The sequence below is a fragment of the Shinella sp. WSC3-e genome, assembly GCF_945994535.1.
In the GTDB taxonomy this organism is placed as follows: domain Bacteria; phylum Pseudomonadota; class Alphaproteobacteria; order Rhizobiales; family Rhizobiaceae; genus Shinella; species Shinella yambaruensis.
Genome location: NZ_OZ000530.1, coordinates 2142464 through 2168641, shown reverse-complemented (window position 1 = coordinate 2168641; position 26178 = coordinate 2142464). Strand labels below are relative to the sequence as shown.

21 protein-coding genes are annotated in these 26178 nt (G+C 67.0%); 9 read left to right on the top strand and 12 right to left on the bottom strand.

The window, feature by feature from the left end:
• Positions 1-56 precede the first annotated feature (56 nt).
• The 9 genes from AABF56_RS10735 to AABF56_RS10695 form a co-directional block, all read right to left on the bottom strand.
• A complete protein-coding gene (locus AABF56_RS10735) occupies positions 57-1688 on the bottom strand; it encodes an ABC transporter ATP-binding protein (protein WP_272805904.1) in 1632 nt (543 codons plus the stop codon).
• On the bottom strand, positions 1681-2508 hold the full coding sequence (locus AABF56_RS10730; protein WP_244766852.1) for an ABC transporter permease: 828 nt from the start codon (positions 2506-2508) through the stop codon (positions 1681-1683). Before AABF56_RS10730 ends, AABF56_RS10735 begins: the two co-directional genes overlap by 8 nt.
• Positions 2505-3614, bottom strand: coding sequence for an ABC transporter permease (locus tag AABF56_RS10725; protein ID WP_432343735.1), 1110 nt, complete (start codon positions 3612-3614; stop codon positions 2505-2507). The genes AABF56_RS10730 and AABF56_RS10725 overlap by 4 nt, the downstream gene beginning before the upstream one ends.
• Positions 3614-5203 (bottom strand): ABC transporter substrate-binding protein, encoded by a 1590-nt coding sequence (locus tag AABF56_RS10720; RefSeq protein ID WP_272805902.1) that lies wholly within the window; start codon positions 5201-5203, stop codon positions 3614-3616. The genes AABF56_RS10725 and AABF56_RS10720 overlap by 1 nt, the downstream gene beginning before the upstream one ends.
• A 277-nt stretch (positions 5204-5480) precedes the next feature.
• Entirely contained in the window at positions 5481-6263 is a 783-nt protein-coding gene (locus tag AABF56_RS10715; RefSeq protein WP_244766849.1) for a carnitinyl-CoA dehydratase, read from the bottom strand.
• Entirely contained in the window at positions 6260-8323 is a 2064-nt protein-coding gene (locus AABF56_RS10710; RefSeq protein ID WP_272805901.1) for an acetate--CoA ligase family protein, read from the bottom strand. Before AABF56_RS10710 ends, AABF56_RS10715 begins: the two co-directional genes overlap by 4 nt.
• Before the next feature lie 187 nt (positions 8324-8510).
• The gene (locus AABF56_RS10705) at positions 8511-9671 is read right to left on the bottom strand and encodes an acyl-CoA dehydrogenase family protein (RefSeq protein WP_272805900.1); all 1161 of its coding nucleotides are present in this window, start codon (positions 9669-9671) and stop codon (positions 8511-8513) included.
• A gap of 181 nt (positions 9672-9852) precedes the next feature.
• A complete protein-coding gene (locus AABF56_RS10700) occupies positions 9853-11346 on the bottom strand; it encodes a carnitine 3-dehydrogenase (RefSeq protein WP_272805899.1) in 1494 nt (497 codons plus the stop codon).
• Positions 11347-11537: 191 nt separating this feature from the next.
• On the bottom strand, positions 11538-12452 hold the full coding sequence (locus AABF56_RS10695) for a 3-keto-5-aminohexanoate cleavage protein (protein ID WP_244766845.1): 915 nt from the start codon (positions 12450-12452) through the stop codon (positions 11538-11540).
• 114 nt (positions 12453-12566) lie between these two features.
• Between AABF56_RS10695 and AABF56_RS10690 the strand changes: the two genes are divergently transcribed.
• On the top strand, positions 12567-13541 hold the full coding sequence (locus AABF56_RS10690) for a GlxA family transcriptional regulator (RefSeq protein WP_064330625.1): 975 nt from the start codon (positions 12567-12569) through the stop codon (positions 13539-13541).
• Here AABF56_RS10690 and AABF56_RS10685 read toward each other — a convergent pair.
• The gene (locus AABF56_RS10685) at positions 13538-14701 is read right to left on the bottom strand and encodes a LysR family transcriptional regulator (RefSeq protein ID WP_272805898.1); all 1164 of its coding nucleotides are present in this window, start codon (positions 14699-14701) and stop codon (positions 13538-13540) included. The genes AABF56_RS10690 and AABF56_RS10685 overlap by 4 nt on opposite strands.
• A 163-nt stretch (positions 14702-14864) precedes the next feature.
• Between AABF56_RS10685 and AABF56_RS10680 the strand changes: the two genes are divergently transcribed.
• The 7 genes from AABF56_RS10680 to AABF56_RS10650 all read left to right on the top strand — a co-directional run bounded on the left by AABF56_RS10680 (position 14865) and on the right by AABF56_RS10650 (position 23791).
• Positions 14865-16403 (top strand): aromatic amino acid lyase, encoded by a 1539-nt coding sequence (locus AABF56_RS10680; RefSeq protein ID WP_272805897.1) that lies wholly within the window; start codon positions 14865-14867, stop codon positions 16401-16403.
• Between the two features lie 12 nt (positions 16404-16415).
• A complete protein-coding gene (locus AABF56_RS10675; RefSeq protein WP_272805896.1) occupies positions 16416-17795 on the top strand; it encodes a dihydroorotase in 1380 nt (459 codons plus the stop codon).
• On the top strand, positions 17795-19081 hold the full coding sequence (locus tag AABF56_RS10670) for a Zn-dependent hydrolase (RefSeq protein WP_272805895.1): 1287 nt from the start codon (positions 17795-17797) through the stop codon (positions 19079-19081). Before AABF56_RS10675 ends, AABF56_RS10670 begins: the two co-directional genes overlap by 1 nt.
• On the top strand, positions 19066-20163 hold the full coding sequence (locus AABF56_RS10665) for a DUF917 domain-containing protein (protein WP_272805894.1): 1098 nt from the start codon (positions 19066-19068) through the stop codon (positions 20161-20163). Before AABF56_RS10670 ends, AABF56_RS10665 begins: the two co-directional genes overlap by 16 nt.
• Before the next feature lie 203 nt (positions 20164-20366).
• Positions 20367-22028, top strand: coding sequence for a urocanate hydratase (locus AABF56_RS10660; protein ID WP_272805893.1), 1662 nt, complete (start codon positions 20367-20369; stop codon positions 22026-22028).
• A gap of 15 nt (positions 22029-22043) precedes the next feature.
• A complete protein-coding gene (locus AABF56_RS10655; RefSeq protein ID WP_272805892.1) occupies positions 22044-22616 on the top strand; it encodes a hypothetical protein in 573 nt (190 codons plus the stop codon).
• A 137-nt stretch (positions 22617-22753) separates the two neighbouring features.
• Positions 22754-23791, top strand: coding sequence for a glycoside hydrolase family 25 protein (locus AABF56_RS10650; protein ID WP_272805891.1), 1038 nt, complete (start codon positions 22754-22756; stop codon positions 23789-23791).
• Positions 23792-23825: 34 nt separating this feature from the next.
• Here AABF56_RS10650 and AABF56_RS10645 read toward each other — a convergent pair whose 3' ends face one another.
• Entirely contained in the window at positions 23826-24425 is a 600-nt protein-coding gene (locus AABF56_RS10645; RefSeq protein ID WP_272805890.1) for a YdeI/OmpD-associated family protein, read from the bottom strand.
• A gap of 167 nt (positions 24426-24592) precedes the next feature.
• Between AABF56_RS10645 and AABF56_RS10640 the strand changes: the two genes are divergently transcribed.
• On the top strand, positions 24593-25315 hold the full coding sequence (locus AABF56_RS10640; RefSeq protein ID WP_244766835.1) for a L,D-transpeptidase: 723 nt from the start codon (positions 24593-24595) through the stop codon (positions 25313-25315).
• A gap of 99 nt (positions 25316-25414) precedes the next feature.
• Here AABF56_RS10640 and AABF56_RS10635 read toward each other — a convergent pair whose 3' ends face one another.
• Complete coding sequence (locus tag AABF56_RS10635) at positions 25415-26176, bottom strand: SDR family NAD(P)-dependent oxidoreductase (RefSeq protein ID WP_272805889.1); 762 nt, start codon at positions 26174-26176, stop codon at positions 25415-25417.
• Between the last annotated feature and the right edge of the window lie 2 nt (positions 26177-26178).

Below are 26178 nucleotides of genomic sequence, written 5' to 3'. Positions count from 1 at the left end.
GGAGAATGGAGCGAGCTCTCAAAAGTCAGACGGGCGGCCTTGGCCGCCCGCTTCCGTCAGTTGCCGGCGCTTTCCATGCGGCGTGTCGTCAGCACCTTCTCCAGCCAGCCGATCTCCATTTCGGGGACCGATTTCAAAAGCAGGTCGGTGTAGTCGTCGAAGGGCGGCGAGAGCACCTTCGATTTCGGGCCGAAGCGCACGAGGCGGCCGCGGTGCATCACGGCCACCGAATCGGCAATCGCGCGGACGATGGCGATGTCGTGGGTGATGAACATGTAGGAGACGTGGGTCTCGTCCTGGAGTTTCAGGAGAAGCTTCAGGATGCCTTCGGCCACCAGCGGGTCGAGCGCGGAGGTCGGCTCGTCGCAGAGGATGAGCTCCGGCTGGGCCGCCAGCGCCCGTGCGATGGCGACGCGCTGCTTCTGGCCGCCGGAGAGCTCCGCCGGATAACGGTCGGCGAAGCGGCCGCCCATCTCGATCTGCTCCAGCAGTTCCTTCACCCGCTCGGTCTTCCTCGCCCCGCGAAGGCCGTAGTAGAAGGTGAGCGGCCGGCCGATGATGTCGCGCACCGTCTGGCGCGGGTTCATCGCGGTGTCGGCCATCTGGTAGATCATCTGGATGCGGCGGAGCTGGTCGTTCGTCCGGCCCTTCAGCGCCCGCGGCAGAGGCGTGCCGTCGAAGCTGATCGTGCCCTCCTGCGGCGGCAGCAGGCCGGTGATGACGCGGGCGAGGGTGGACTTGCCGGAACCGGATTCGCCGACGACCGCCAGCGTCTGGCCCTTCGGCAGGTGCAGCGAGACGTTCTGCAGCACCTTGAAGCCGTTGGAATAGCCGGCGGTGATGTTGTCGACCTTGAGGAGCGTGTCCGACTGGTCGGGCGCCTCCTCGCGCTTGGTGCCGCGCACGTTGACCAGCGCCCGGGTATAGTCCTGCGTCGGCGTCTCGATGATCTGCTTCACCGAGCCGTATTCCACCATCTTGCCGTGCCGGAGCACGAGGATGTCGTCCGTGATCTGCGCGACGACGGCAAGGTCGTGGGTGATGTAGAGCGCGGCGGTGTGGGTCTCCTCGATGGCGTGCTTGATAGCGGCGAGCACGTCGATCTGCGTCGTCACGTCGAGCGCGGTGGTCGGCTCGTCGAAGACGATGAGTTCAGGGTTCGGGCAGAGCGCCATGGCGGTCATGGCGCGCTGGAGCTGGCCGCCCGAGACCTGGTGCGGATAGCGCTGGCCGAAGGTTTCCGGGTTCGGCAGGCCGAGCACCTTGAAGAGGTAGAGCGCGCGCTTTTCCGCCTCCGCACGGCTCATGACGCCGTGCTTCAGCGAGGCCTCGATCACCTGCTCGCCGAGCCGGTGGGCGGGGTTGAAAGCCGCTGCCGCGGATTGCGCGACGTAGCAGACCTTGCAGCCGCGCACCTTGCGGATGCCGGCCGGGCCGAGCTTCAACAGGTCTTCGCCGTTGAGCTTGACCTCGCCGCCGGTGATGCGGACCCCGCCGCGACCATAGGCGAGCGCGGTGAGGCCGATGGTCGATTTGCCGGCGCCCGATTCGCCGATGAGGCCGAGCACCTTGCCCTTTTGCACGTCGAAGTTCACGCCTTCGACGAGCGTCACGGTCTTCGGCGGTTCGCCCGGCGGATAGCTGGTCGCCTCGATCTTGAGGTTGCGGACGGAAAGAAGATCAGGCATCGCCGCGCCCTCCCTTGAGGCTGGAGGTTCGTTTCATCAGCCAGTCGACGACGAGGTTGACGCAGATGGCGAGCCCGGCGATCGCGCCGCCCGGAATGAGGGCTGCGGAAATGCCGAAGATGATGCCGTCCTTGTTGTCCTTCACCATGCCGCCCCAATCCGCCGCCGGCGGCTGGATGCCGAGGCCGAGGAACGAGAGGGTGGAGAGGAAGAGGATCGAGAAGGCGAAGCGCAGGCCGAATTCGGCGAGCAGCGGCGAGAGCGTGTTCGGCAGGATCTCCCGGAAGATGATCCAGCCCGTGCCTTCGCCGCGCAGCCTTGCCGCCTCCACGAATTCCATGACCGCCACATCGAGCGCGACGGCACGGCCGATGCGGTAGACGCGGGTACTGTCGAGGACCGCCATCACGAGGATGAGGATCCAGAGCTGCTGCGGCAGGACGGCGAGCACGACGAGGGCGAAGATCAGCGTCGGGATCGCCATCATCAGGTCGTTGAAGCGCGAGAAGGCCTGGTCGACGAACCCGCCCGTCACCGCCGCCGTGAAGGAGAGCAGCATGCCGAGCGAGAAGGAGAGCACGGTCGCCGCCAGCGCCACGAAGATCGTGGTGCGCGCGCCGAAGATCAGCCGCGAGAAGAGGTCGCGGCCGAGATTGTCGGTGCCGAGCAGATGGTCGCCGCCCATCGGCTGCCAGACGGCGCCGACGATCTGGCTTTCGCCATAGGGGGCGATGAGCGGGGCGAAGAGGGCGCAGAAGACGGCGAGCAGGATGCCCAGGATGCCGACCCATGCGCTGATGGGGATGGTGGAAAGTCTCATCTCGGATGCCTCAATCTCGGGTTCGCGACGATCGCGAGGATGTCGGCGAACATGTTGAGGAAGATGTAGAAGGCGGCGAAGATCAGGCCGCAGGCCTGCACGACGGGCATGTCGCGCACCGTCACGGCGTCGACCATGTACTGGCCCATGCCGGGATAGACGAAGACCACCTCGACGACGACGACGCCGACCACGAGATAGGCGAGGTTGAGCGCGATGACGTTGATGACCGGCGCGACGGCGTTCGGCGCCGCGTGCTTGGCGATGATGCGCAGGCTCGAAAGCCCCTTCAGCTCCGCCGTCTCGACATAGGCCGAGGACATGACGTTGAGGATCGCCGCCCGCGTCATGCGCATCATGTGGGCGAGCACGACGAGGACGAGGGTGGCGGTCGGCAGGGCGATGGCCGACAGGCGCTGGCCGATCGTCATCGAATCGTAGACCGTCGCCGGGAAGGTCGCGACGCCCATCTGCACGGCGAAGAACAGGATCAGCAGGTAGCCGACGAAGAATTCCGGCAGCGAGATCGCCGCCAGCGAGATGACGTTGATGATCTTGTCGGGCATGCGGTTGCGGTATTGCACCGCGAGCATGCCGAGGCCGACCGCGAGCGGCACCGAGATGATCGCCGCGAAGAAGGCGAGGAACAGCGAATTGCCGAGGCGCTTGCCGATCTGCTCGCTGACCGAGTTCTTGGACGCCCAGGAATTGCCGAAATCGCCCTGGATCGCGCCGCCGAGCCACTTGAAGTAGCGTGTGGTGGCCGGCTGGTCGAGGCCGAGGTCCTTGCGGATGTTCTCGATGGCCTGGGGCGTTGCGGACTGGCCGAGATAGGTTGTCGCGAAATCGCCCGGCAAGGCTTCCACGCCCCCGAAGATCATCAGGGACACGGCGAAGAGCAAGGCCACGCTGAGCGCGAGGCGTTGCAGGATGAGCGCAACCAGGGGGCTGCTCTTGCTGAGTTTCGCCCAGAACGAAGGCGTGCCTTCGTCGACGGGGGCTCCAGTGGACGCAACCGACCCGGCAACGCCGGCAGACTGCGGGGCTTCGCCCGCAGCCGCCGTTGCTGTCAGCTCCGGACCGTGCGCCGGTCCGTTGCCGGTCATCAGGCGTCGAGCCACACGCGGGTTGCGACATATCCGTTCGACATGTCGTTGCCGATGTCGTGGACGTAGCCCTTCACGTTCTTGCCGCAGGCGTTCACGAAGTCGTTGAACATCGGCAGGATCAGGCCGCCCTCGTCACGCACCATCATGGCCATGGTGCGGTACATGTCCTTGCGCTTGGCCTCGTCGAGTTCCGAGCGGGCCTCGAGCAGCAGCTTGTCGAAGTCCTCGCGCAGGAAGCGGGTGTCGTTCCAGTCCGCCGTCGAGAGATAGGCGGTGGAATACATCTGGTCCTGCGTCGGGCGGCCGCCCCAGTAGGAGGTGGAGAAGGGCTGGACGTTCCAGACGTTCGACCAGTAGCCGTCGCCGGGCTCGCGCTTCACCTCGATCTCGATGCCGGCCTTCTTGGCGCTTTCCTGGTAGAGGACCGCGGCATCGACGGCGCCCGGGAAGGCGACGTCCGACGTGCGCAGGAGGACCGAGCCGCTGTGACCGGACTTCTTGTAGTGGAAGGACGCCTTGTCCGGGTCGTAGGCGCGCTGCTCGATGCCTTCGGGGAAGAGGGCATAGGTCTCGTTGATCGGGAAGTCGTTGCCGACCTTGCCGTAGCCGCCGAGCACCTTCTCCAGCATGGTCTCGCGGTCCATCGCATATTTCAGCGCCAGGCGCAGATCGACATTGTCGAACGGCGCCGTGTTGCAATGCATGATGAAGACGTAGTGCCCGCGGCCGGAGGTGGAGAGGATTTCCACGGTCGGCGCGCGCTTCAGGAGATCGACCGTCTTCGGATCGACGCGGTTGATATAGTGCACCTGGCCGGAGGAGAGCGCGGCGATGCGGGCCGTCGCGTCGTTCATCGCGATCATCTCGATCGTGTCGACGAAGCCGCGGTCCTGGCGCCAGTCGTCCGTGTTGCGCTCGAAGGTGGCGCGCACGCCCGCCTCGAAGCTCGTCACCTTGTAGGGGCCGGTGCCGATCATGGCGTTCGGATCGTCGAGGCCGCCGTTCGGCTGGATGACGAGATGGTAGTCGGTGAGCAGCAGCGGCAGGTCGGCGTTGCCTTCTGTCAGCACCAGCACCAGCTTGTCGCCGTCGGCCTTGATTTCCTTGATCGACTTCATGACGCCGAGCGCGCCCGATTCCGACTTCTCGTCGGTGTGGCGCTGCAGCGTCTTGATGACGTCATCGACGGTCAATTCCTTGCCGTCATGGAATTTCACGCCCTTGCGGATGTTGAACGTCCAGGTCGAGGCGTCGGCGGAAGGTTCCCAGGATTCGGCGAGCGCCGGCACGGGCTGGCCGGTCAGCGGCTCGGATTCGACGAGCATGTCGCCCCAGTTCCGGCCGACGACGAACATGAACTGGGAGAGCGCCTTGGCCGGATCCTTGGAGTCCGTCGCGGCGGCGCCTTCCAGGCCCAGTTTCAGATTGCCGCCGCGCTTGGGTTCCTGCGCCCTGGCCGCGGTGTCGAAGAGGGTGCCGGCGGCGGCGAGCGTGATGCCGAACGCGGCGGCGCGGCCCATGAACTCGCGGCGGTTCATCCTGCCGAGCGTGACCTGGCTGGTGAGATATTTGGTGTAATCAGTCATTCCCCTGTTCCCTTTCGCTGGCCCATTTGTGGGCATTTGTCGTTATGATTGGCAGGATTTCTGTTTTTGTCCTCAAAGGCAACCTTGCAACCGGCTTTTTATGGCGGTGGCAACGCATTTCCGTCTCCCGAAAGCCTCCTCTTTCTGCCGTGGATGCGGCGCTTTGTTCATAAGCTACCCACGCAGAAGCCGCGTGTAACGTCCTAAATTATCTATTCCTGCCACAAGCTGAGCTTATGGAAGAATGCGGATCGCGCCCGATGCAGGGGCGCTTCTCCTATCGCCCCTTCCAGACGGGATCGCGCTTTTCCGCGAAGGCGCGGGCGCCTTCGAGCTGGTCCTCGCTGGAATAGAGGATATCGACCGTCCGGAATTGCCGGCGGGTGATCTTGTTCATCGTCGCCTGGAAGGTCTCGCCCTCGGCGGCGCGCACCACTTCCTTGATCGCGGCATAGACGAGCGGCGGGCCGCTTTCGAGCAGGCGCGCGAGCTCCCAGGCCCGGTCCAGAAGCTTTTCCGCGGGCAGGATCTCGTTCACGAAACCCCAGCGATGCGCCTCCTGAACGTCCAGCCAGCGACCGGTCAGAAGCATGTCCATGGCGATGTGGTAGGGGATGCGCTTCGGCAGCTTGATCGAGGCGGCGTCGGCCACCGTGCCGGAGCGGATTTCCGGCAGGGCGAAGGTCGCGTGCTCGGCCGCGAGGATGAGGTCGGTGGAGAGCGCGATTTCAAGCCCGCCGCCGCAGCAGATGCCGTTGACGGCGGCGATGATCGGCTTGTTGAGGTCGCGCAGTTCCTGCATGCCGCCGAAACCGCCGACGCCATAGTCGCCATCGACCGCGTCGCCCGCGGCGGCGGCCTTCAGGTCCCATCCTGGACAGAAGAATTTTTCTCCCGCGCCGGTGACGATGGCGACCCGCAGGCTCTCGTCGTCGCGAAAGTCGGCGAAAATCTTTCCCATGATGCGGCTGGTCGCAAGGTCGATGGCGTTCGCCTTTGGGCGATCGATCGTCACTTCCAGGATGCCGCCCTCGCGGCGCTGTCTTATCGGTCCGGTCATGGGTTTTTCCTCAGACGGATCAGCGCATCGGCCGCGACGACACCGTCGCATTCCGGCAGCACCATTATTGGATTAATGTCCAGTTCTTCGATTATTGAAGCGTTTGAAACGACATAGGATGCCGCTGATGCGACGGCGGCGACAAGGGCGTCGATATCGCCCTTCGGCGCGCCGCGATAGCCGCCGAGCAGTTTTGCGATCTTCAGGCCGGAGATCGCCTCGCGGATCGTCCTTTCGTCCGTCGGCAGGGTCAGGATCGCGGAATCTTCAAGCAATTCGACGAGGATGCCGCCCGCGCCGATCGTCAGAACGGGGCCGGCGACCGGATCGCGCATGGCGCCGACGATGAGCTCGGCGACCGGTTTGCCCACCATCTTCTCGACGAGGAAGCCGGCGGCGACGCCGGCCATGGCGTTCGCGGCCTCCAGCACCGCCTCGCGGTTCGCGAGATTGAGCTTCACCGCCCCCGCCTCGGTCTTGTGCGCGACGCCAAGGCCCTTGAGCACGACCGGGAAGCCGAGCTCTTCGGCGGCGTCGGCGGCCGTGTCCGCCGTCTCGGCGACAAGACCCTCCGGCACCGGCAGGCCATGGGCGGCAAGCGCCTGCTTGGCCTCATGCTCGGTGAGGGTGACGGGCTCGCCTTCGCCGGCCGGCGCCTTGAGGAGCGGCCGAGACTGAGGCCCGGCCCAGGCTTCGCCGATGCCGGCGGCGGCGTCGGCGGCGGCAAGTGCCTCCTCAATGCCGTAGAAGGGCACGACGCCGTTCCGCATCAGCATCTCGGCCGTTTCCTCCGGCATGTTCTCGCCCATGCTGGCGACGATGCCGGCATTCGCGCCCGCGGCTTTCGAGGCGTCGATGACGGCGTGGCAGGTGGTGACCCAGTCGGCCGCATCGCAGCGGTCGAGGCGGGGGAAATCGAGCACGACGAGGTTCAGGCCGTAGCCGCCCCGCATCATCGTCGTGAAGGCGGCAGTCTGCTTCTCGCGGTTGCCCCAGACGAAGGTGTGGTAGTCGAGCGGGTTGGAGATGGTCACCATCTGGCCGAGCGTTTCGCGCAGCGGCTGGCGCTGGAAATCTTCGAGCGCGCGATAGTTCACCTTTCGCTTCACCCCGGCATCGGCCATCAGCGAGGCTTCGCCCCCCGAGCAGCTCATCGAGGAGATGTCGTGGTTCGGCAGGGGGCCGGCGACATGCAGCAGCTTCAGCGTTTCCAGAAGCTCCGGCAGCGTCTCGACGCGGCCGATGCCGAGACGGGCGAGGAGGGCCGAGGAGACCGCGTCGTTGCCGGCGAGGGAGGCGGTGTGCGAGACGGTGGCGAGCTGCGCCTGTTCCGACTTGCCGACCTTCAGCGTGACGACCGGCTTCTTCAGGTCGCGGGCGCGCTGGCCGAGGCGTTCCAGCGCTTCGAGGCTGTCGAAGCCCTCGATATGCAAGCCGACGGCGGTGACGCGCGGGTCTTCGAGGACCGCGCAGGCGAGATCGGCAAGGCCGGTCTGGGCCTGGTTGCCGGCGGTCAGGATATAGGCGAGCGGCAGGCCACGCTGCTGCATGGAAATGTTGCAGGCGATGTTGGACGACTGGGTGAGGACGGCGACGCCCTTGTCGATGCGCAGCATGCCGTGCTGGTCGGGCCAGAGCAGCGCGCCGTCCAGCATGTTGATGAAGCCGTAGCAGTTCGGCCCGAGGATCGGCATGCTACCTGCGGCCGCAACCAGCGCCTTCTGCAGGTCGTCGCCATCGGCAAGCTCGCTGACGGCCTCGCGGAAACCGGAGGCGTAGCAGACGGCCCCGCCCGCGCGGCGGGCCGCAAGGTCGCGGATGATGCCGATGGTCAGCTCGCGGTTGACGCCGACGAAGGAGGCGTCCGGCGCGCCGGGCAGGTCGGCGACCGAGCGGTAGCATTTGCGGCCGAGGATCTCCTCCTCGCGCGGATGCACCGGCCAGATTTCGCCGGAAAAGCCCATCTTGTCGCACTGGTAGATGACGCGGCGGGCTTCCTTGCCGCCGAAGACGGCGATGGACCTAGGGCGGATGAGGCGGTCGAGGGGGCGGGGAGTCATGCGTGGAGCTTTCCGGGTGTTGCCTTGCCCCTCATCCGCCCTGCCGGGCACCTTCTCCCCGTCAGGACGGGGAGAAGGGGATATGCCGGGCCGTTTTCCCGTTTCAAGGCATGGCGTTTGGCACATTCCCTCTCCCCGCTTGCGGGGAGAGGGCTAGGGTGAGGGGCAAATCCGGGATTCGCCATGCTCACGCCCCCAGCGGCCGGAGCAGGTCGCGGCTGATGATGTGCCGCTGGATTTCCGACGTGCCGTCCCAGATGCGCTCGACGCGGGCATCGCGCCAGAAGCGGGCGAGCGGCAGGTCGTCCATCAGGCCCATGCCGCCGAAGATCTGGATCGCCTCGTCGGTGACGCGGGCGAGCATTTCCGTGGCGTAGACCTTTGCCGAGGCGATCTCGCGGTTCGACGGCAGGCCCTGGTCGAGCCGCCAGGCGGCCGACAGCGTCAGGAGGTCGGCGGCATCGATCTCGGTGATCATGTCGGCGAGCTTGAAGGAGACGCCCTGGTTCGCGCCGATCGGCTTGCCGAACTGCTTGCGCTCGGCGGCGTAGTTGAGGGCGTAGTCGAAGGCGCGGCGGGCGCGGCCGACCGAGGTGGCGGCGACGGTGAGGCGCGTCGCGTAGAGCCAGTCGTTGGCGATGTCGAAACCCTTGTGCACCTCGCCGAGGATCTGGGCGGAGGGCAGGCGGCATTCGTCGAAATTGAGGATGCAGTTCTTGTAGCCGCGGTGCGAGACCGAATTGTAGCCGTCGCGGATCTCGAAGCCGGGCGTGCCGCGGTCGACGAGGAAGCAGGTGATCAGCTTCTTCCTGCCGCGCGGCGTGTCCTCCTCGCCGGTGGCGATGAAGACGATGACGAAATCGGCGATGTTGGCGTGGCTGATGAAGTGTTTCGTGCCGTTGACGATCCAGTCGTCGCCGTCCTTGCGGGCAAAGCACTTCATGCCGCGCACGTCCGAGCCGGCATCCGGCTCGGTCATGGCGAGGGCGTCGAATTTCTCGCCGCTGACGGCGGGCAGCAGGTATTTTTCGCGCTGCTCGTCGTTGCAGGCCATCAGGATGCCGGAGGGGCGGCCGAAGAACACGGTCAGCGCCATGGAGCCGCGGCCGAGCTCGCGCTCGACGAGCGTGAAGGAGGTGTGGTCGAGGCCGGCGCCGCCCACTTCCTCCGGCATGTTGCAGCCGAAGAAGCCGATCTCCTTGCACTTGCGGGCGATCTCCCGGCCGAGCTCCGGCGGCACATGGCCGGTGCGCTCGACCTCGTTTTCGTGCGGATAGATTTCCGTTTCGACGAAGGCGCGGACCGTATCCACGATCATCTGCTGTTCGTCGGTCAATGCGAAGTTCATGGAAAAGTCCTCCCCATACTCTTTTCGTGAGAGGTGCCATTTGTGGCCACCCCCCTCTGCCCTGCCGGGCATCTCCCCCTCAAGGGGGGAGATTGATTGTGGCACCGCCTTGCCCCTTGCCGATCTCCCCCCTTGAGGGGGAGATGCCCGGCAGGGCAGAGGGGGGTGGCGGCTCGCGTCGTCAGTTCTTTCTTTGCCCGACGCTGCGGCCTGCGCCGTCCGGCTTCGGCAACCCGGTATGGGCTTCGGCGATCGGCGCGATCTTCGCCAGTACCTCGGCGGGCGCGTCGACGCTCCTGCCGGCTTTCGAATCGACATGCAGCACCATCTGCTCGGCCGTCGCGATGACGTCGCCCGTCGCCGCGTCGTGGATGCGGGTGAAGTAGTGCATGCGCTTGTTGTCGAAGGAGAGCAGCTGCAGCGTCGTGTAGAGCGCCTGGCCGAGCTTGGCCTCGCCGAGATGGCGGATATGGGTCTCCACCGTGTAGTAGCTGTGGCCGGCCTCGACATAGGCGAAGTCGACGCCGACCAGCCGCAGCAGCGCGTCGGTCGTGTCGCCGAAGAGCTGGAGATAGCGGTGCTCCGTCATGTGGCCGTTGTAGTCGACCCAGGCGGCGTTGACCCTGGTGTCGACGAGGCGCAGCGGTTCGCTTGCGGACACCTCGACCTTCGCCTTGCCGGCCTTGGCCCAGAGATGCGCCTCGAACTCGGCGAGCAGCTTGCCCGAACCCCAGCCACGGCCTTCGTCGCCCGCCTTCAGCGCGTGCATGATGCCGACGAGATTCTGGTCGCGGATGCGTTCCAGCTCGCGGATGCCGCGCGCGCCGGACTGGGCGTCCGACTGGCCGGCGATCTTTTCGACGAGCGCGTCGTCGAGGTCGACGACGTCGGTCAGCTTCGTCCAGGGCCAGGAGAGGCAGGGGCCGAACTGGGCGAGGAAGTGGCGCATGCCCGCTTCGCCGCCGGCGATGCGGTAGGTCTCGAACATGCCCATCTGCGCCCAGCGCATGCCGAACGAATAGCGGATCACGTCGTCGAGCGTCTCGGTGTCGCAGATGTCGTCCTTGATGAGCCAGAGGCCCTCGCGCCAGACGGCTTCCAGCAGGCGGTCGCCGACGAAGGCCTCGATCTCCTTGTTGATGATCACGCCCTTCATGCCGATCGGCGCGAGCTTGGCCTTGGCGTCTTCCAAGACGGCGCGCGACGTCTTCTGGCCGCCGACGAGTTCGGCGAGCGGCAGCAGGTAGACGGGATTGTAGGGATGCGCGACGAACAGGCGTTCGGGATGCTTCATGTCGCGCTGGAGGTCTGTCGGCATCAGGCCCGACGTGGAGGAGCCGATGAGGGCGTCGGGCTTTGCCGCCGCGTCGATCTTCGTCAGCACGCCGCGCTTCAGCTCCAGCCGCTCGGGCACGCTTTCCTGAATCCAGTCAGCGTCTTGCACGGCTTCTTCCAGGCTCTTGCAGAAGGTGATCTTCCCCTTCGGCGGCAGCGGGGCCATGGTGAGCATGCCATAGGCGCGCTCGGCATTGGCCATCACCTCGCCGATGATGCGTTCGGCTTCCGGATGCGGATCGAAGATGTTCACGTCGATGCCGGCCAGCGCGAAGCGGGCGACCCATGCGCCGCCGATGACGCCGCCGCCGACACAGGCTGCCTTGGTGATGGTGGTCATGCTGTGCGTTCCCTCATGTTCTTTTCCGTGTGCGCGGTTTGTTGCCCCTCATCCGGCTGCCGCCACCTTCTCCCCGCGAGCGAGGAGAAGGGATATGCCGCGCCGTTTTCCTCCGTCCCGAACGTCCGGTCTGGCAGGTCCCCTCTCCCTGCTTGCGGGGAGAGGGCTAGGGTGAGGGGCAACCCGGTCCGTCAGCCCCGCGGTGCCCGCTTCGTAAGCTTCAGCTTCTCGCGCACGTCGGCCGGGCCGATGACCCGGGCTCCCATGCTCTCGATGATGTTGACGGCCTTGTCGACGAGCTGCGCATTGGTGGCGAGCTGGCCCTTGCCGACATAGAGGTTGTCCTCCAGGCCGACGCGGACATTGCCGCCGGCAAGCACCGCCGCGGCCGGATAGGCCATGGCGTTGCGGCCGATGGAGAAGGCCGAGAAGGTCCAGTTCGAGGGCACGTTGTTGACCATCGCCATGAAGGTGTTGAGGTCGTCGGGCGCGCCCCACGGAATGCCCATGCAGAGCTGGATGAGCACCGGATCCTCGATGACGCCTTCCTCGACGAGCTGCTTGGCGAACCAGAGATGGCCGGTGTCGAAGGCCTCGATCTCCGGGCGCACGCCGAGATCGGTCATCATCCGGCCCATGGCGCGCAGCATGGACGGCGTGTTGGTCATCACGTAGTCGCCGAGCGAGAAGTTCATCGTGCCGCAATCGAGCGTACAGATTTCCGGCAGGCATTCGGCGACGTGGGAGACGCGCTCCGTCGCGCCGGCCATGTCGGTGCCGTTGGGATTGAGCGGCAGCGGCTGCTCGGTGTTGCCGAAGATCATGTCGCCGCCCATGCCGGCGGTGAGGTTCAGCACCACGTCGACTTCCGCGTCGCGGATGCGCTCGGTCACCTCGCGGTAGAGGTCGTTGCGGCGGCTCGGCGCGCCGGTTTCCGGATCGCGCACATGGCAGTGCACGACGGCGGCGCCGGCCTTGGCGGCCTCGATCGCCGATTCGGCGATCTCTCTCGGCGAGCGCGGCACATGGGGGGATTTGCCGGCGGTGTCGCCGGAGCCGGTGACGGCGCAGGTGATGAAAACGTCGCGGTTCATCGCTAGGGGCATTGTCGTTCTCCCAGTATTCTCGTTGAAGCCATTACGAGCCAAGAGAAGGCGCAGTGCTTTCACTTTTCGGATCCATCCTTGACAATTCGGGAGACGGAGCCGCAGGATTGCCGCATGCTGGATCCCTCCTCCGAAACGCTCGACATCGATATTCTCGTCCTGCCCGAGACGAACCTCATCCTCGTCGCCTCGGTCATCGAGCCCCTGCGCGCCGCCAACCGCATCTCCGGCCAGGACCTTTACCGCTGGCGGATTTTCTCGCCCGACGGCCTGCCGGTCGAAACGCGCAGCCGCATCCCCGTGCCGGTGGACGGTCCGTTCCGGCCGGAGCGGGAGACCCAGCCGCTTTTCGTGCTGTCGAGCTATCAATGGCAGATGAGTGCGACGCCTTTGTTGCGCCGCCAGCTCTCGCAGACCGCCCGCCACCGCATCGCCATGGCCGGCATCGAATCGGGCAGCTGGCTGCTTGCCGAGGCGAGCCTGCTCGACGGCCACTCCGTGACGATCCATTGGGAGGACATGGAGGAATTCGCCTCCGCCTATCCGCAGATCGACGTCGAGCGGCAGCGCTACGTCATCGACGGCAAGCGCATCACCACCGGCGGCTCGCTGCCGACGCTCGACCTGATGCTGGAGATCATCCGCCGCCGGCAGGGCTATTCGCTGGCGCTCGAAGTCTCGCGGCTCTTCATCTACGAGCACGAGCGCACCGGCGGCCTGTTGCAGGTGCCGGCGCTCGGCAACATGCGCGTCGCCGACCAGCGCGTCAGCCAGGCGGTGCGGCTGATGGAGGAGACGGTGGACGCGCCGCTCACCCTGACGCGGCTTGCAAAGCGCGTCGGCGTCAGCGCGCGCCATCTCCAGGACCTGTTCCAGGAGACGATGGGCGTCGCGCCGCACCAGCACTATCTCGCGCTCCGCCTCAACGCCGCCCGCCGCAAGGTCATCGAGACGAGGGCCGAGTTCGCCGATATCGCGGCGCTCACCGGCTTCAACTCCTCCTCCGCCTTCTCGCGCAGCTACCGGGCGCATTATCACGAGAGCCCGACGGAGACCCGTCGCCGGCTGAGGGCCGGGGCGAAGGGCTAGGTTTTCGTCAGAAGCGCGAGCATCGTCTCGGCGGCCTTGCGGGAAAGCGCGTCGCGCGGCCAGACGAGGCTCAGCGATTGCTGGTAGGCGTCATCGAGCGGCAGCAGCGCCGGCGGCGGCTTGATGTTGGCGACGGAGTGCTCCGGCAGCACCGAGAGATGGCCGTGGCCGAGCACGAGGTTGATGATGACGGGGATCGAATCCACCTCGACCAGCGTCAGGCGGGTGCGCTCGGCGGGGGAAAGCGTCGCTTCGAGGAAGCGGTCGGTCATCTGCCGCAGGCCGCTGCGCGGGCTCGGCACGGCGATCGGGTACTGGCATAGCAGCGTGGCGAAATCCTGCTTCTCGGCGCTGTCCAGCCTGCGCGGGCCGGCAAGCGCCAGCCGGGAGCGGCCGATCAGGCTGCCTTCGAATTCGGCGGGGTAGCGGTCGGTGTCGAGCAGGATCAGGTCGAAGCGGCGGTTTTTCAGGCCCGAGACCAGTTCGTCCGCCGTGGTGGAGGAGAGGAAGAGCGGCTGGCGGGGCCGCGCCGCGCGCCACGCCACGGCGAGGCGGGCGAGCATGGCGGCGATCTCGCTTTCATGGCCGAAGGGGATGATCGCGCCGAGCCGCCAGGTGGCGGCGCTGCGGCGGAACCGTTCGGCCGATGCGGTGGAGAGGGACTCCCAGGCCGCGCCGATGCGTTCTGCGAGCGCCAGCGCTTCCAGGCCCGCGGGCGTGCAGGTGATGCCCGTCGCCGAACGCGCGAGGAGCTTGCAGCCGATCGCCGCCTCCAGATGGCTGAGCTGGCGGGTGAGCTGCGGCTGGCCGAGGCCGAGGGACTTGGCGGCGCTGTTGATGCTGCCGGCGCGGGCCGTCGCGGAAAAGCGGGAAAGGGCGGCGAGCGAGACGGCCGGCCTCGTTTCCCCGCCTTTGCCGAGGGCGGCGAGCGCGGCGGCCGCTTCGGCGATTTCGGCAAAGCGCGGCAGGCGGGCCTCGGCGTCGAGCGTCGGCACGAGCGCCTGCCCGTCGCGGCGCACCAGCGGCACCGACAGCACGGCCTCCATCCGGCGCAGCGCCGCGCTGGCGCTGGAGGCGGGGCGTCCTTCCGCGGCCGCCGCCCTGCGGATGCCGCGTTCTTCGAGAATGCTGTGCACAAGGCGAAGCGTGGATAGATCCACGGGCGGCTCCTTCGGGTTTTCCGTCTGTACGGTTCATAGCATGAACCGTACGGATTTTGGGATATGGGTTCGGGCCGCGTTCCGCATAACATCCGCATTCGGTTTTACGCATTCCGGACAGGCGCTTTTGCCGGAATTGCCGTTCGAGACAGGCTTTTTGAAAATGCTCGCTTCCGCCGACACGCTCTATCTGACCGGCCAGCCGCTCGATTTCGCGACGCTGGAGGCGATCGGCACGGCTGCGCGTCGGCCGGTGGCCTGCGAGATCGGCATGGGGCGTGTCGGCACGTCGCGCCGCGTCATCACCGATCGCCTCGCCACGGGCCTGCCGATCTACGGCGCGAATACCGGCGTCGGCTCGATGAAGGACAAGCTCTGGACGGCCGACGACCTCATCGAGTTCAACAACAGCCTGGTGAGGGCCCACCATTTCGGCACCGGCGAGCCCTTCACGCTGCCGATCGTGCGCAAGGCAATGGGCATTCGCGTCAACACGGCGCTCGGCGGCTATTCCGGCTGCAGCCCGGAGCTGATCGACGCCCTGCTCGGGCTGCTCGAACGGGATGTCGTGCCCGTCGTGCGCCGGCATGGCTCGATGGGGTGCGCCGATATCGGCCTGATGGGCCAGATCGCGTCGGTCCTGACCGGCGAGGGCGAGGCGTGGTACGGCGGCGAACGCCTGCCGGCCCTGGAGGCGCTGAAGCGCGCCGGCCTCCAACCCTATCGCATGCAGCCGCGCGATGCGCTGGCCGCCCTCAGCGTCAATGCCATCTCGCATGCCGCGGCGGCCAATGTGGTGCGCGAGGCGGCGATGGCGATCCGCAACCTCATGGTGACGGGCGTTCTCTCCTCGCTGGCGCTCGGCGCCTCGGCCGATCCCTGGCGCGTGGCGGCAAGGCTCTCGGCCCATGGCGAGGCACTTGCCGGCACCTGGTTCGAGGCGCAGGCCGCCTCCGGCCATTGGCCGAAACCGTCGGCGATCCACGATCCGCTCAGCCTGCGCATGACCGCGCAGGTCTTCGGCGCCTGCCTCGATACGCTGATGAACGCCGCCGAGCGCATCGTCGAGGCGACGGCGCAGTCCGACGACAATCCGGTCGTGCTCGACAACCACGTCATGGCCTCCGGCGGCTCGCTGCCGCTCTCGACGACGCTCTATGTCGAGGCGGCGCAGACGGGGTTCGCCCATCTTGCGCGCAACGTGCTGAACCGCTGCGTGCTGCTCGCCAACGGCGTGCGCCGCAACCTGCCGGTCAACCTCGTGGCGCCCGGCGAGACGGCGACGGGCTTCGGGCCGCTGCTGAAGCTCGCGGTGGAGCTCTACATGCGCATCCAGTCGCTGGCGGTGCCGATCTCGGCGCAGTCCATCGTCGTCGCCGGCGGGCTGGAGGAGGAGGCGACCTTCCTGCCGCTGATCGTCGAGCGCATGGAGAGCCAGGTGCGGGACCTCCGCCAGCTCGCCGCCCTCGAAGCCATGCTCTCCGCCCAGGCGATCGACCTTGCCGGCGACAATGTCGCCGGCGTCGTCGCCATCGCCTACCAGCGCACGCGGGCGATCAGCCCGTTCTACCGCAAGGACCGGCCGCTTTCCGCCGAGATCGAGGCGCTCGACCGCGATCTTGCCAGCCCCGAGGCGCTTGCCGCCTTCGTCGAGGCCGCGCCCATGGCGCAATTCGACGCCTTCTTCGCCCTCAAGCCCTGACGGAGACAGACCATGGCCGATTTCGATCTCGTCCTGAAAGGCACCGTGGTCCTGGCGGATCGCATCGTCGACGGCGGCCATGTCGCCGTGCGTGACGGCAAGGTGGCGCATGTCGGCCAGGGGGCCATGCCGGCGGCGAGGGAGCGGCACGACCTTTCGGGCGCGCTGATCCTGCCCGGCGCGATCGACGCGCAGGTGCATTCGCTGTCGCAGAAGAACCAGGAGGATTTCATCTGGTCGACGCGTTCGGCGGCGGCGGGCGGCGTCACCACCATCGTCGACATGCCCTATGACGAGGGCAACCTCGTGTGCTCGGCCGAGGCCGTGCGGCGCAAGGTGGACCATGCCGGGCCGCAGGCGCGCGTCGATTTCGCGCTCTACGGCACGGTCGATCCGCAGGAGGGGCCGGCGCGGATCGGGGAAATGGTCGAGGCGGGTGTCGCGGCCTTCAAGTTCTCCACCTTCGGCACGGACCCGAAGCGCTTTCCGCGCATCCCGGCGGCGCTGCTGGAGGATTGCTTCCGCGCCATCGCCCCGACCGGTCTGACGGCCGGCGTGCACAACGAGGACGACGAGGCGGTGCGCGCCGCGATCGCCAGGGTGAAGGCGGCCGGCATCACGGACTACCGCGCCCATGGCCTGTCGCGCCCGCCGCTGACGGAACTCATCGCCTCCAACCAGATCTACGAGACCGGCGCGGCAACCGGCTGCCCGGCCCATGTGGTGCATTGCTCGCTCGGCCGGGGCTACGAGATCGCCAGCGCCTATCGCGCGCAGGGGTTTCGGGCGACCATCGAGTGCTGCATCCACTATCTCACGCTCGATGAGGAGAACGACGTCGCCCGGCTCGGCGGCAAGGCGAAGATCAACCCGCCGATCCGCCCGCGCGCCGAGGTCGAAAAGCTCTGGCGGCACGTCGCCGCGGGCAATGTGACGCTCGTCTCCACCGACCATGTGAGCTGGTCGGAGGACCGCAAGACCAATCCGGACATGCTGGCCAACGCTTCCGGCGTGCCGGGGCTGGAGGTCATGGTGCCGCTCTTCGTCAAGGGCGCGCTGGAGCGCGGCATTCCGCTGACGCGGGCGGCCGAGCTGATGGCGCTGAACCCCGCCCGGCATTTCCGGCTCGATCATGTGAAGGGCGCGCTCGAAGCCGGCAAGGACGCGGACATCGCCGTGCTGACGCCCGAGCCCTATAGCTATGACGCGGCGGCGAGCGGCCACAACGTCGTCGGCTGGTCGCCCTATAACGGCATCCGCCTGCCGTGGCGCGTCTCGGCGACCTGGCTGCGCGGCAAGCTCGCCTTCGACGGCAAACGGGTGCTCGCCGAACCCGGGTCCGGCGCCTTCGTGCGCCCGTTGCCGACGCTCGTTTCCGCAGGTGGCCGCTGATGGCGGCGCCGCGAACCAATCTGCCGGTCGATCCCGCCCGCATAGAGGATGTGATCGACGGGCTTGCCCGGCTCACCGAGCCCGGCCGGCCCTACACACGGCGTGCCTTTACCGCTCTGTTCCCGGCGGGGCGGGATTTTCTTGACCAGAGGTTTCGGGCGGCCGGGCTCGAAACGCGCATCGACGCCGCGGGCAATCTCATCGCCCGCCGGCCGGGCAGGAAACCGGGCCTCGGCACGATCATGCTCGGCTCCCATTCCGACACGGTGCCGGATGGCGGGCGTTACGACGGCATCGCCGGCGTGGCGGTGGCGCTGGAAGTCGCCCGCGCCCTTGCGTACCAGGGGATCGAACTCGACCATGACCTGGAGGTCGTCGATTTCCTTGCCGAGGAAGTGTCGATCTTCGGCGTCTCCTGCATCGGCAGCCGCGGCATGGCCGGCGTCCTGCCGGCGGACTGGCTGGCGTGCGAGAGCGGCGGCCTGACGCTGGAGCAGGGCATTCGCGATATCGGCGGCGATCCGGCGCGCCTGCAGGCGCAGGCCCGCAAGGACATCGCGGCCTTCCTCGAACTGCATATCGAGCAGGGGCCGGTGCTGGAAACGGAGAAACTGGATATCGGCGTGGTGACGGCGATCGCCGGCATCACGCGCATCGAGATCATCGTCGAGGGCCGGGCGGACCATGCCGGCACGACGCCGATGGGCGCGCGCGCCGATGCGCTTGCGGCCGCCGCGCGGCTGGTAACGGGCATCGAGGCGCTGGCGAAGTCGCTCTCGGAAGGGCCGGGGCATTTCACGGCGACCGTCGGCGAATTCTCCATCGCGCCGAACGCGGCCAATGTCGTGCCGTCGCGCGCGCGCCTGTTGATCGACGCGCGGGCCGAGCACCGCACCACGATGGATGTTTTTGCCGCCTCCGTCGAGCAGATGGCGGAGCAGCTCGCACGGGAGACCGGCACGCTCATCGCGCCGCCGCGCCGCCTCTCCGACAACATGCCGACGCCCGGCGATCCGCTGCTGCTCGATGTGCTGGATGCGGCCTGCGAGATGGCCGGCGCAAGCCATCGCCGCATGGCCTCCGGCGCCGGGCATGACACGGCCTTCCTGGCGAAGGTGACGCGGGCGGCGATGATCTTCGTGCCGTGCCTTGGCGGGCGCAGCCATGCGCCGGAGGAGTTCGCCGAGACGGACGATATCGCGCTCGGCGCGGCGGTGCTTTTTAACGCGGTGATTCAACTGGATAAGACATTGAGTCAGGAGGACGCCCGATGGGCCGGATCTTAAAGGAAAAAGACGTCGAGGCGGCGGTCAAGGGCGGCTCGGTCTATGCAGCCGGCGGCGGCGGCTGGGCGGACCATGGCCGCATGCTCGGCTATGCCGCCGTCTCGATCGGCAAGCCGGAGCTGGTCTCCATCGATGAATTGTCCGATGACGACTGGGTGGCGACCGCCGCCGCCATCGGCGCGCCGGCCTCCACCACGCCCTGGGAAATGCGCGGCGTCGACTATGTGAAGGCGGTGGAGCTTCTGCAGGACGCGCTCGGCGAGAAGGTCGCGGCGCTGATGGTCGGGCAGAACGGCAAGTCCTCGACGCTCAACGGCTGGCTGCCCGCGGCGATCCTCGGCACGAAGGTGCTCGACGCCGTCGGCGACATGCGGGCGCATCCGACCGGGGACATGGGGTCGATCGGCATGGCAGGCTCGCCCGAGCAGATGATCCAGACCGCCGTCGGGGGAAACCGCGACGAGAACCGCTATATCGAGCTCGTCGTGCGCGGCGCGACCGCGAAGGTCTCGCCGATCCTGCGCACGGCCTCCGACATGTCCGGCGGCTTCATCGCCTCCTGCCGCAATCCCTTGCGCGCCTCCTATGTGCGCAGGAACGCGGCGCTCGGCGGCATCTCGCTGGCCCTGGAGCTCGGCGAGGCGATCATCGCCGCCGAGGGCAAGGGCGGTGCGGCGATCATCGACGCCATCGTCAGGACGACGGGCGGCTCGATCCTGTCCGAGGGTGTCATCACGGACAAGTCGGTGGTCTACACGAAGGAAGCCTTCGACATCGGCACGGTGACGGTCGGCAGGGGGGACGATGCCTCCGTGCTGCATGTGATGAACGAATACATGGCGGTGGAATCGGCGGGCGGAAAGCGCCTCGCCACGTACCCCGACGTCATCACCACGCTCTCGCCCGAGGGCGAGCCGCTCAGCGTCGGCCAGCTTGAGGCCGGCATGACGGTGTTCGTCTTGCACGTGCCGAAGACGATCATCCCGCTCGCCTCCAGCGTGCTCGATCCGACCGTCTATCCGTCGGTGGAGAAGGCGATGGGGATCGAGCTGGCGCGGTATGCGCTGGAGACGACGGTTTAAGCGGACGGGTGCGGCTGCACCCCCCTCTGCCCTGCCGGGCATCTCCCCCACAAGGGGGAAGATTGGAGAGGCAACGTCTAGCCTCACGCTGCCGTTGCAAATGAAGAGATGCCATCGCGTCCAGCCGATCTCTCCCCTCGTGGGGGAGATGCCCGGCAGGGCAGAGGGGGGTGAACCTCCCCATGAACGCTGAGGAGACGACCATGCCCAAGCCCAATCCGCGCCATCCGAACTATCCGATCCCGAGCGGCGATGTTTTGCGCGCCAGGGGCTGGCGGCAGGAGGGGCTTTTGCGGCTTCTCGAGAACGTTCTGTCGGTCGGCGAGGATCCGGACAATCTCATCGTCTATGCCGCGCTCGGCAAGGCGGCGCGCAACTGGGCGGCGCACAGGGCCATCGTCAAGGCGCTAACGGAGATGGACGAGGACCAGACGCTGGTCATCCAGTCCGGCAAGCCGGTCGGCCTGCTGAAGACCCATGCCAAGGCGCCGCTCGTCATCATGGCGAACTGCAACATCGTCGGGCAATGGGCGAAGGCCGAGGTATTCTACGAGCTCCAGCGCAAGGGGCTGATCTGCTGGGGTGGGCTGACGGCCGGGGCCTGGCAGTATATCGGCAGTCAGGGCGTCATCCAGGGCACCTACGAGATCTTCATGCGCATCGCGGAGAAGCGCTTCGGCGGCAGCCTCGCCGGCCGCTTCATCCTGACGGCCGGCCTCGGCGGCATGGGCGGCGCGCAGCCGCTCGCCGGCCGCATGGCGGGGGCGGCCATCCTCTGCGTCGATATCGATCCGGCGCGCGCGGCGGCGCGCAAGGCCGTCGGCTATCTGGAGCATGTCGCGCCGGACCTCGATACGGCGCTCAGGATGATCGACGAAGCCGTGAAGGAGAAGCGCGCGACTTCGATCGGGCTCGTCGGCAATGCGGCGGAAATCTATCCGGAGATCGCCCGGCGCGGCATCGTGCCCGACATCGTCACCGACCAGACCTCGGCGCACGATCTCGTCTACGGCTATGTGCCGAAGGGCATGAGCCTCGACCAGGTGCGGGGCCTGCGCGACGACGGGCAGGGGCAGTTGATGGCGGCAAGCCGCGCCTCCATCGTCGAGCATGTCTCGGCCATGCTGGAATTCCAGAGGCAGGGCGCCGAGGTGTTCGATAACGGCAACCTGATCCGCACGCAGGCGCGGGAAGGGGGCGTCGCCGATGCCTTCGACATCCCGATCTTCACCGAGGCCTATCTGCGGCCGCTCTTCGCGCGGGCCATCGGGCCGTTCCGCTGGATGGCGCTGTCCGGCGCGGAGAGCGACATCGCGCGGATCGACGATCTCGTCCTGGAGATGTTCCCGGACAACGGGATCGTCACCAACTGGATCCGGCTGGCGCGGGACAACGTGCCCTTCGAGGGCCTGCCGGCGCGCATCGCCTGGCTCGGCCACGGCGAGCGCACGGCGCTGGCGCTGGCGGTCAACCGGCTGGTGGCGGCCGGCGAACTGAAGGGGCCGGTCGCCTTTTCGCGCGACCATCTCGATGCCGGGGCCATGGCGCACCCGAACATCATGACCGAGCGCATGAAGGACGGCTCGGACGCCATTGCCGACTGGCCGCTGCTCGACGCCATGCTGCTCTCCTCCTCCATGGCCGATCTCGTCGTCATCCATTCGGGCGGCGGCGGTTATGCGGGCTATATGACGAGCTGCGGCGTGACGCTCGTCGCCGACGGCACGGCGGACGGTGCGGAACGGCTGGAACACGCCTTGACGAACGACACGTCGCTCGGCGTCATCCGCTATGCCGATGCCGGTTATGACGAATCGCTCGACGAGATCGCGAAGAAGGGCATCGGCTACGTGACGGTGGGTTGATGCCGGCGAGGGGCGATGCTGTTCAAGGCGGACATGCTTGAAAGGATCGGCAGGGGCGAGGTGACGCTCGCCTTCCGCCGCTGGTCGAGGCCGACAGTGCGCGCCGGCGGCACGCTGCGCACCGCCGTGGGTGTGCTCGCTATCGACAGTGTCGCGGCCGTGGATATTCACACCGTTCCCGACGCGGATGTGCGGGCGGCCGGTTATGCCGCACGGGCCGACCTGCTTGGCGACCTCCGGCCGGAGGGGCAGCTTTACCGGATCGCCTTCCATGTCGCGGGCAAGGACCCGCGGGAAAGCCTGCGTGAAAACGATACGGTTGGTCCGTCCGATATCGCCGCGCTGGACGCCCGGCTGGACGCGCTCGACCGTGCGGTACCGTGGACACGCGCGGTGCTTGCCATGATCGCGGAAAGGGACCGGCGCACCGCCGCGGAGATGGCCGAACGGCTCGGCGTGGAAAAGCTGGCGCTCAAGCGGAAGATCCGGCAGCTCAAGGAACTGGGGCTGACGGAGAGCCTTGCCGTCGGCTACCGGCTTTCGCCGCGCGGACACGCATTTGTGAAGGGCAGCCGGCGGGGATCGTGATGCGGGCGGGGCTAACTCCCTGAAATGTCGCGATGGCCGTAAACGTTGCATTTAATATTTCGCGGTAATCTTCCGTTAGTAATTCCGTCCATGTGTCGAAAGGGCGGGGCTTCGGTTTGTTTTGCGTGCGGGTGCCTATGCGTCTTTCGGTCCTTACAACGGTCCTCCTTGCCTGTGCCGCCATGACGGGGTGTGCGTCGAGCTCCAACCCCGTGTCGGCGCTCGCCATCAAGCCGTCCTCGGAGACCACCGCCTCGGTTTCGAAGGCGAGCGGCCCCGTGCCGGAGGTCGCCGTCGGCGAGAGCAAGGTGACGGCGGACGGCGCGGAGATGCTCGCCTGGGCCGGCCCGGCGGCGGGGACCCACGTCTTCGAGAGCGTCACCCAGCAATCGGCCATTCCCGCCGAACGGCCGGCGGAGGCCGTGACGGCCGAGGAACCCGCATCCGAAGGCGGCTCGCGGAAACGCTCCCGCGTCTACAGCCAGCAGTTCCGCGACGCCCATCCGATCAATTTCGGCAAGCGTGCGCCCAAGCATTATCAGGTGCACGGCGTCGACGTTTCGCGCTGGCAGGGCGATATCGACTGGGTGAAGCTGCGCATGCAGGGCGCCAACTTCGCCTTCATCAAGGCGACGGATGGCGGCGACCATCTCGATCCGATGTTCCAGAAGAACTGGCGCAAGGCCAAGGAAGCCGGCATCAAGCGCGGCGCCTACCACTTCTTCTACTGGTGCCGCGTCGCAAGCTCGCAGGCCGAATGGTTCATCCGCAACGTGCCGAAGGATCCCGATGCGCTGCCGCCGGTCATCGATGCGGAATACAACGGTGAATCGCGCTGCAAGAAGCGTCTCACGCGCGCTCAGTACGTCGAGAAGATCCGCGTCTTCTCCGAGATGCTGGAACGCCACTACGGCAAGCGGCCGATCATCTATACGGCGCCGGATTTCTATGAGGACAATCTTTCGGGCGAGCTGACGAACCATCCGTTCTGGCTGCGCTCCGTCGCCGCGCACCCGTCCAAGCGCTATCCGAACCGCCGCTGGGTGTTCTGGCAGTATTCCGGCTCGGGCCTGTCGCACGGCGTCACCGGCAAGATCGACCTCAACGTCTTCTACGGCAGCGTGAACGACTGGCACAACTGGCTTGCCGGCCAGCGCTCGGCCAGCCGCGACTGATTGTCGACGACGGCAGGCGGATGAGCCGGACGATCTACCTCCGTTTCTGCGGATAGATCGTCTCGCCGCGCTTCAGCATCTCCACGAAGGTCTCGATCTTCCGCCTGCGGCCGGCCTCGGTCTTCATCGTGTGGACGCGGAAGGCGAGGGCGAAGCGGTTCTGCTCGGTGAGCCTGCCGAGCATCGCCCTTGCCGCCGGCTCGGCGTCGATCGCGGCCTGCAGGTCCGGCGGGATCTTCATGTCCTTGCCGCTGCCATAGGCCTTGTCCCAGCGGCCGTCCGCCTTGGCGGCCTCCACATGTTTAAGGCCGTGTTCGGTCATCCGCCCGTCCTTAATCAGCCGGCCCACCGTCTCGACGTTCTTCCTGCTCCACACGCTCTTCCTGCCCCGCGGGCAGTAGCGCTGGAAAAAGCTCTTCTCGTCGAGCCCCTTGCGGATGCCGTCGATCCAGCCCCAGCAGAGCACAACCTCGATCGCCTCCTCGGGATCGATGGAGGCAAGGCCGGAGGCGCGCTTGTGGATCTTGATCCAGACCTCGGGCGCCGTGGCGTGGTTTTCCGCCAGCCAGCGATGGAACGCTTCCTGTCCGGGAAATTCGCGGACATGGGCAGGGTCGATTTCCACAGGCGCCATCGTGTTTCCCCCGTTTTCCGGTGAGCCGTGTCCTTCGTGCACTGGCCGCCCGGCCGGGCAGGCACTAATGCCGAAGAAGTGATCCCGATGTTTCTTGCCAGCCCGCCCGCGGTTTGGCTAGCCATCTGACAAACCTCCCTTTTCTTCCCAAGGAGATCGTAAAGAGAATGCCTACGGTGTGCACATTGTCGCGCAGAGCGTTTTTCATGGGCGCCGCCGCGACGCTTGCAGGATGCGCAACCACGGAAACGTCGGTCAGGAATGCCCCGGTTCCGCAGAAGGTCAGCTATCCGATCGTGCCGGCGAGCGACGAGGAGCTCGCCGCGCGCTACGCCGCCGTCGAGGATGGCGGCCATCTCATCCCTGCCATTCCCTACCGGGAAATCGATCCGAAATATTATCGCCAGCGCGTGAAGGACCCGACCGGCGAGACGCCGGGCACGGTGGTCGTCGATACGCCCGGCCGCTTCCTCTATGTGGTGGAGCCGGGCGGCACGGCGATGCGCTACGGCGTCGGCATCGGCCGCGAGGGCTTCGCCTGGGAAGGCGAAGGCATCATCCACTGGCGCCAGCCCTGGCCGCGCTGGAAGGTGCCGGCCGACATGATCGCGCGCACGCCGAGCCTTGCCAGGTATTCCGTCGAGAACGGCGGCATGGAGCCAGGCATCAAGAACCCGCTCGGCGCGCGGGCGCTCTACATCTTCCAGAACGGCAAGGACACGCTCTACCGCCTGCACGGCTCGCCGGAATGGAAATCGATCGGCAAGGCGACGTCGTCCGGCTGCGTGCGGCTGATCAACCAGGATGTGCTCGACCTCTACAAGCGCGTGCCCTATCACGCCCGCATCGTCGTGCATCAGGGACCGATGGGCGCGGCCGTCGGCGCTTAGAGCATTTCCAGCCGGAGCGAGATCGCTTCGGTGTCGGATAATGCGGGAAAAACAAGAATCTAGAGCATTTCCGGCGAACCGGAGTTCGCCGGAAATGCTCTAGGTCACGGTCTCGCCGCCGTCGACCACGAGAATCTGGCCGGTCATGTAGCTTGACCGGTCGGAGACGAGGAAGAGGATCGGCTCGGCGATCTCCTCGACATCCGCCCAGCGGCCCATCGGCACCTTTTCCCTTATATAGCCTTCGATCGCCTCGCGTCCGCCCATCTGGCTGATGAAAGGGGCGTTGAAGGGCGTGTCCACCCAGCCCGGGCAGAGCGCGTTGACGCGGATGCCGTGGCGGGCATAGTCGCCGGCCATCTGCCTGGTCATGGCGATGACGGCGTGTTTCGTCGTCGTATAGGCGATCATCTCGCGGTCGTAGAGCACGCCGGAGGAGGAGGCCGTGTTGAGGATGACGCCCTTGCCCTGCGCCCTCATGGCCGGCATGACGAGGCGGGCGGCGATCAGGTGCGCGCGCACGTTGAGGTTCCAGGAGAGGTCGAGCCCGTCGAGCGGCACGCTCTCCAGATCGCCGGCGACCTGCGCGCCGGCATGGTTGTGCAGGATGTCGACGCGGCCGTGGCGCGACAGCACGGACGCGACCGCCATCTTCAGCTCCACGTCGTCGGTGACGTCGACGATGACCGCCTCGGCCTTGCCGCCGTCGGCACGGATGAAATCGACGGTCTCGGCCGCGCGCGCCTCGTCGCGGTCGGCGACGCAGACGGTGGCGCCCTCGCGCGCCATGATGCGCGCACCGGCCCGGCCGATGCCGGAGCCCGCTCCGGTGACGATGGCGACGCGGTTCTTCAGGATCATCG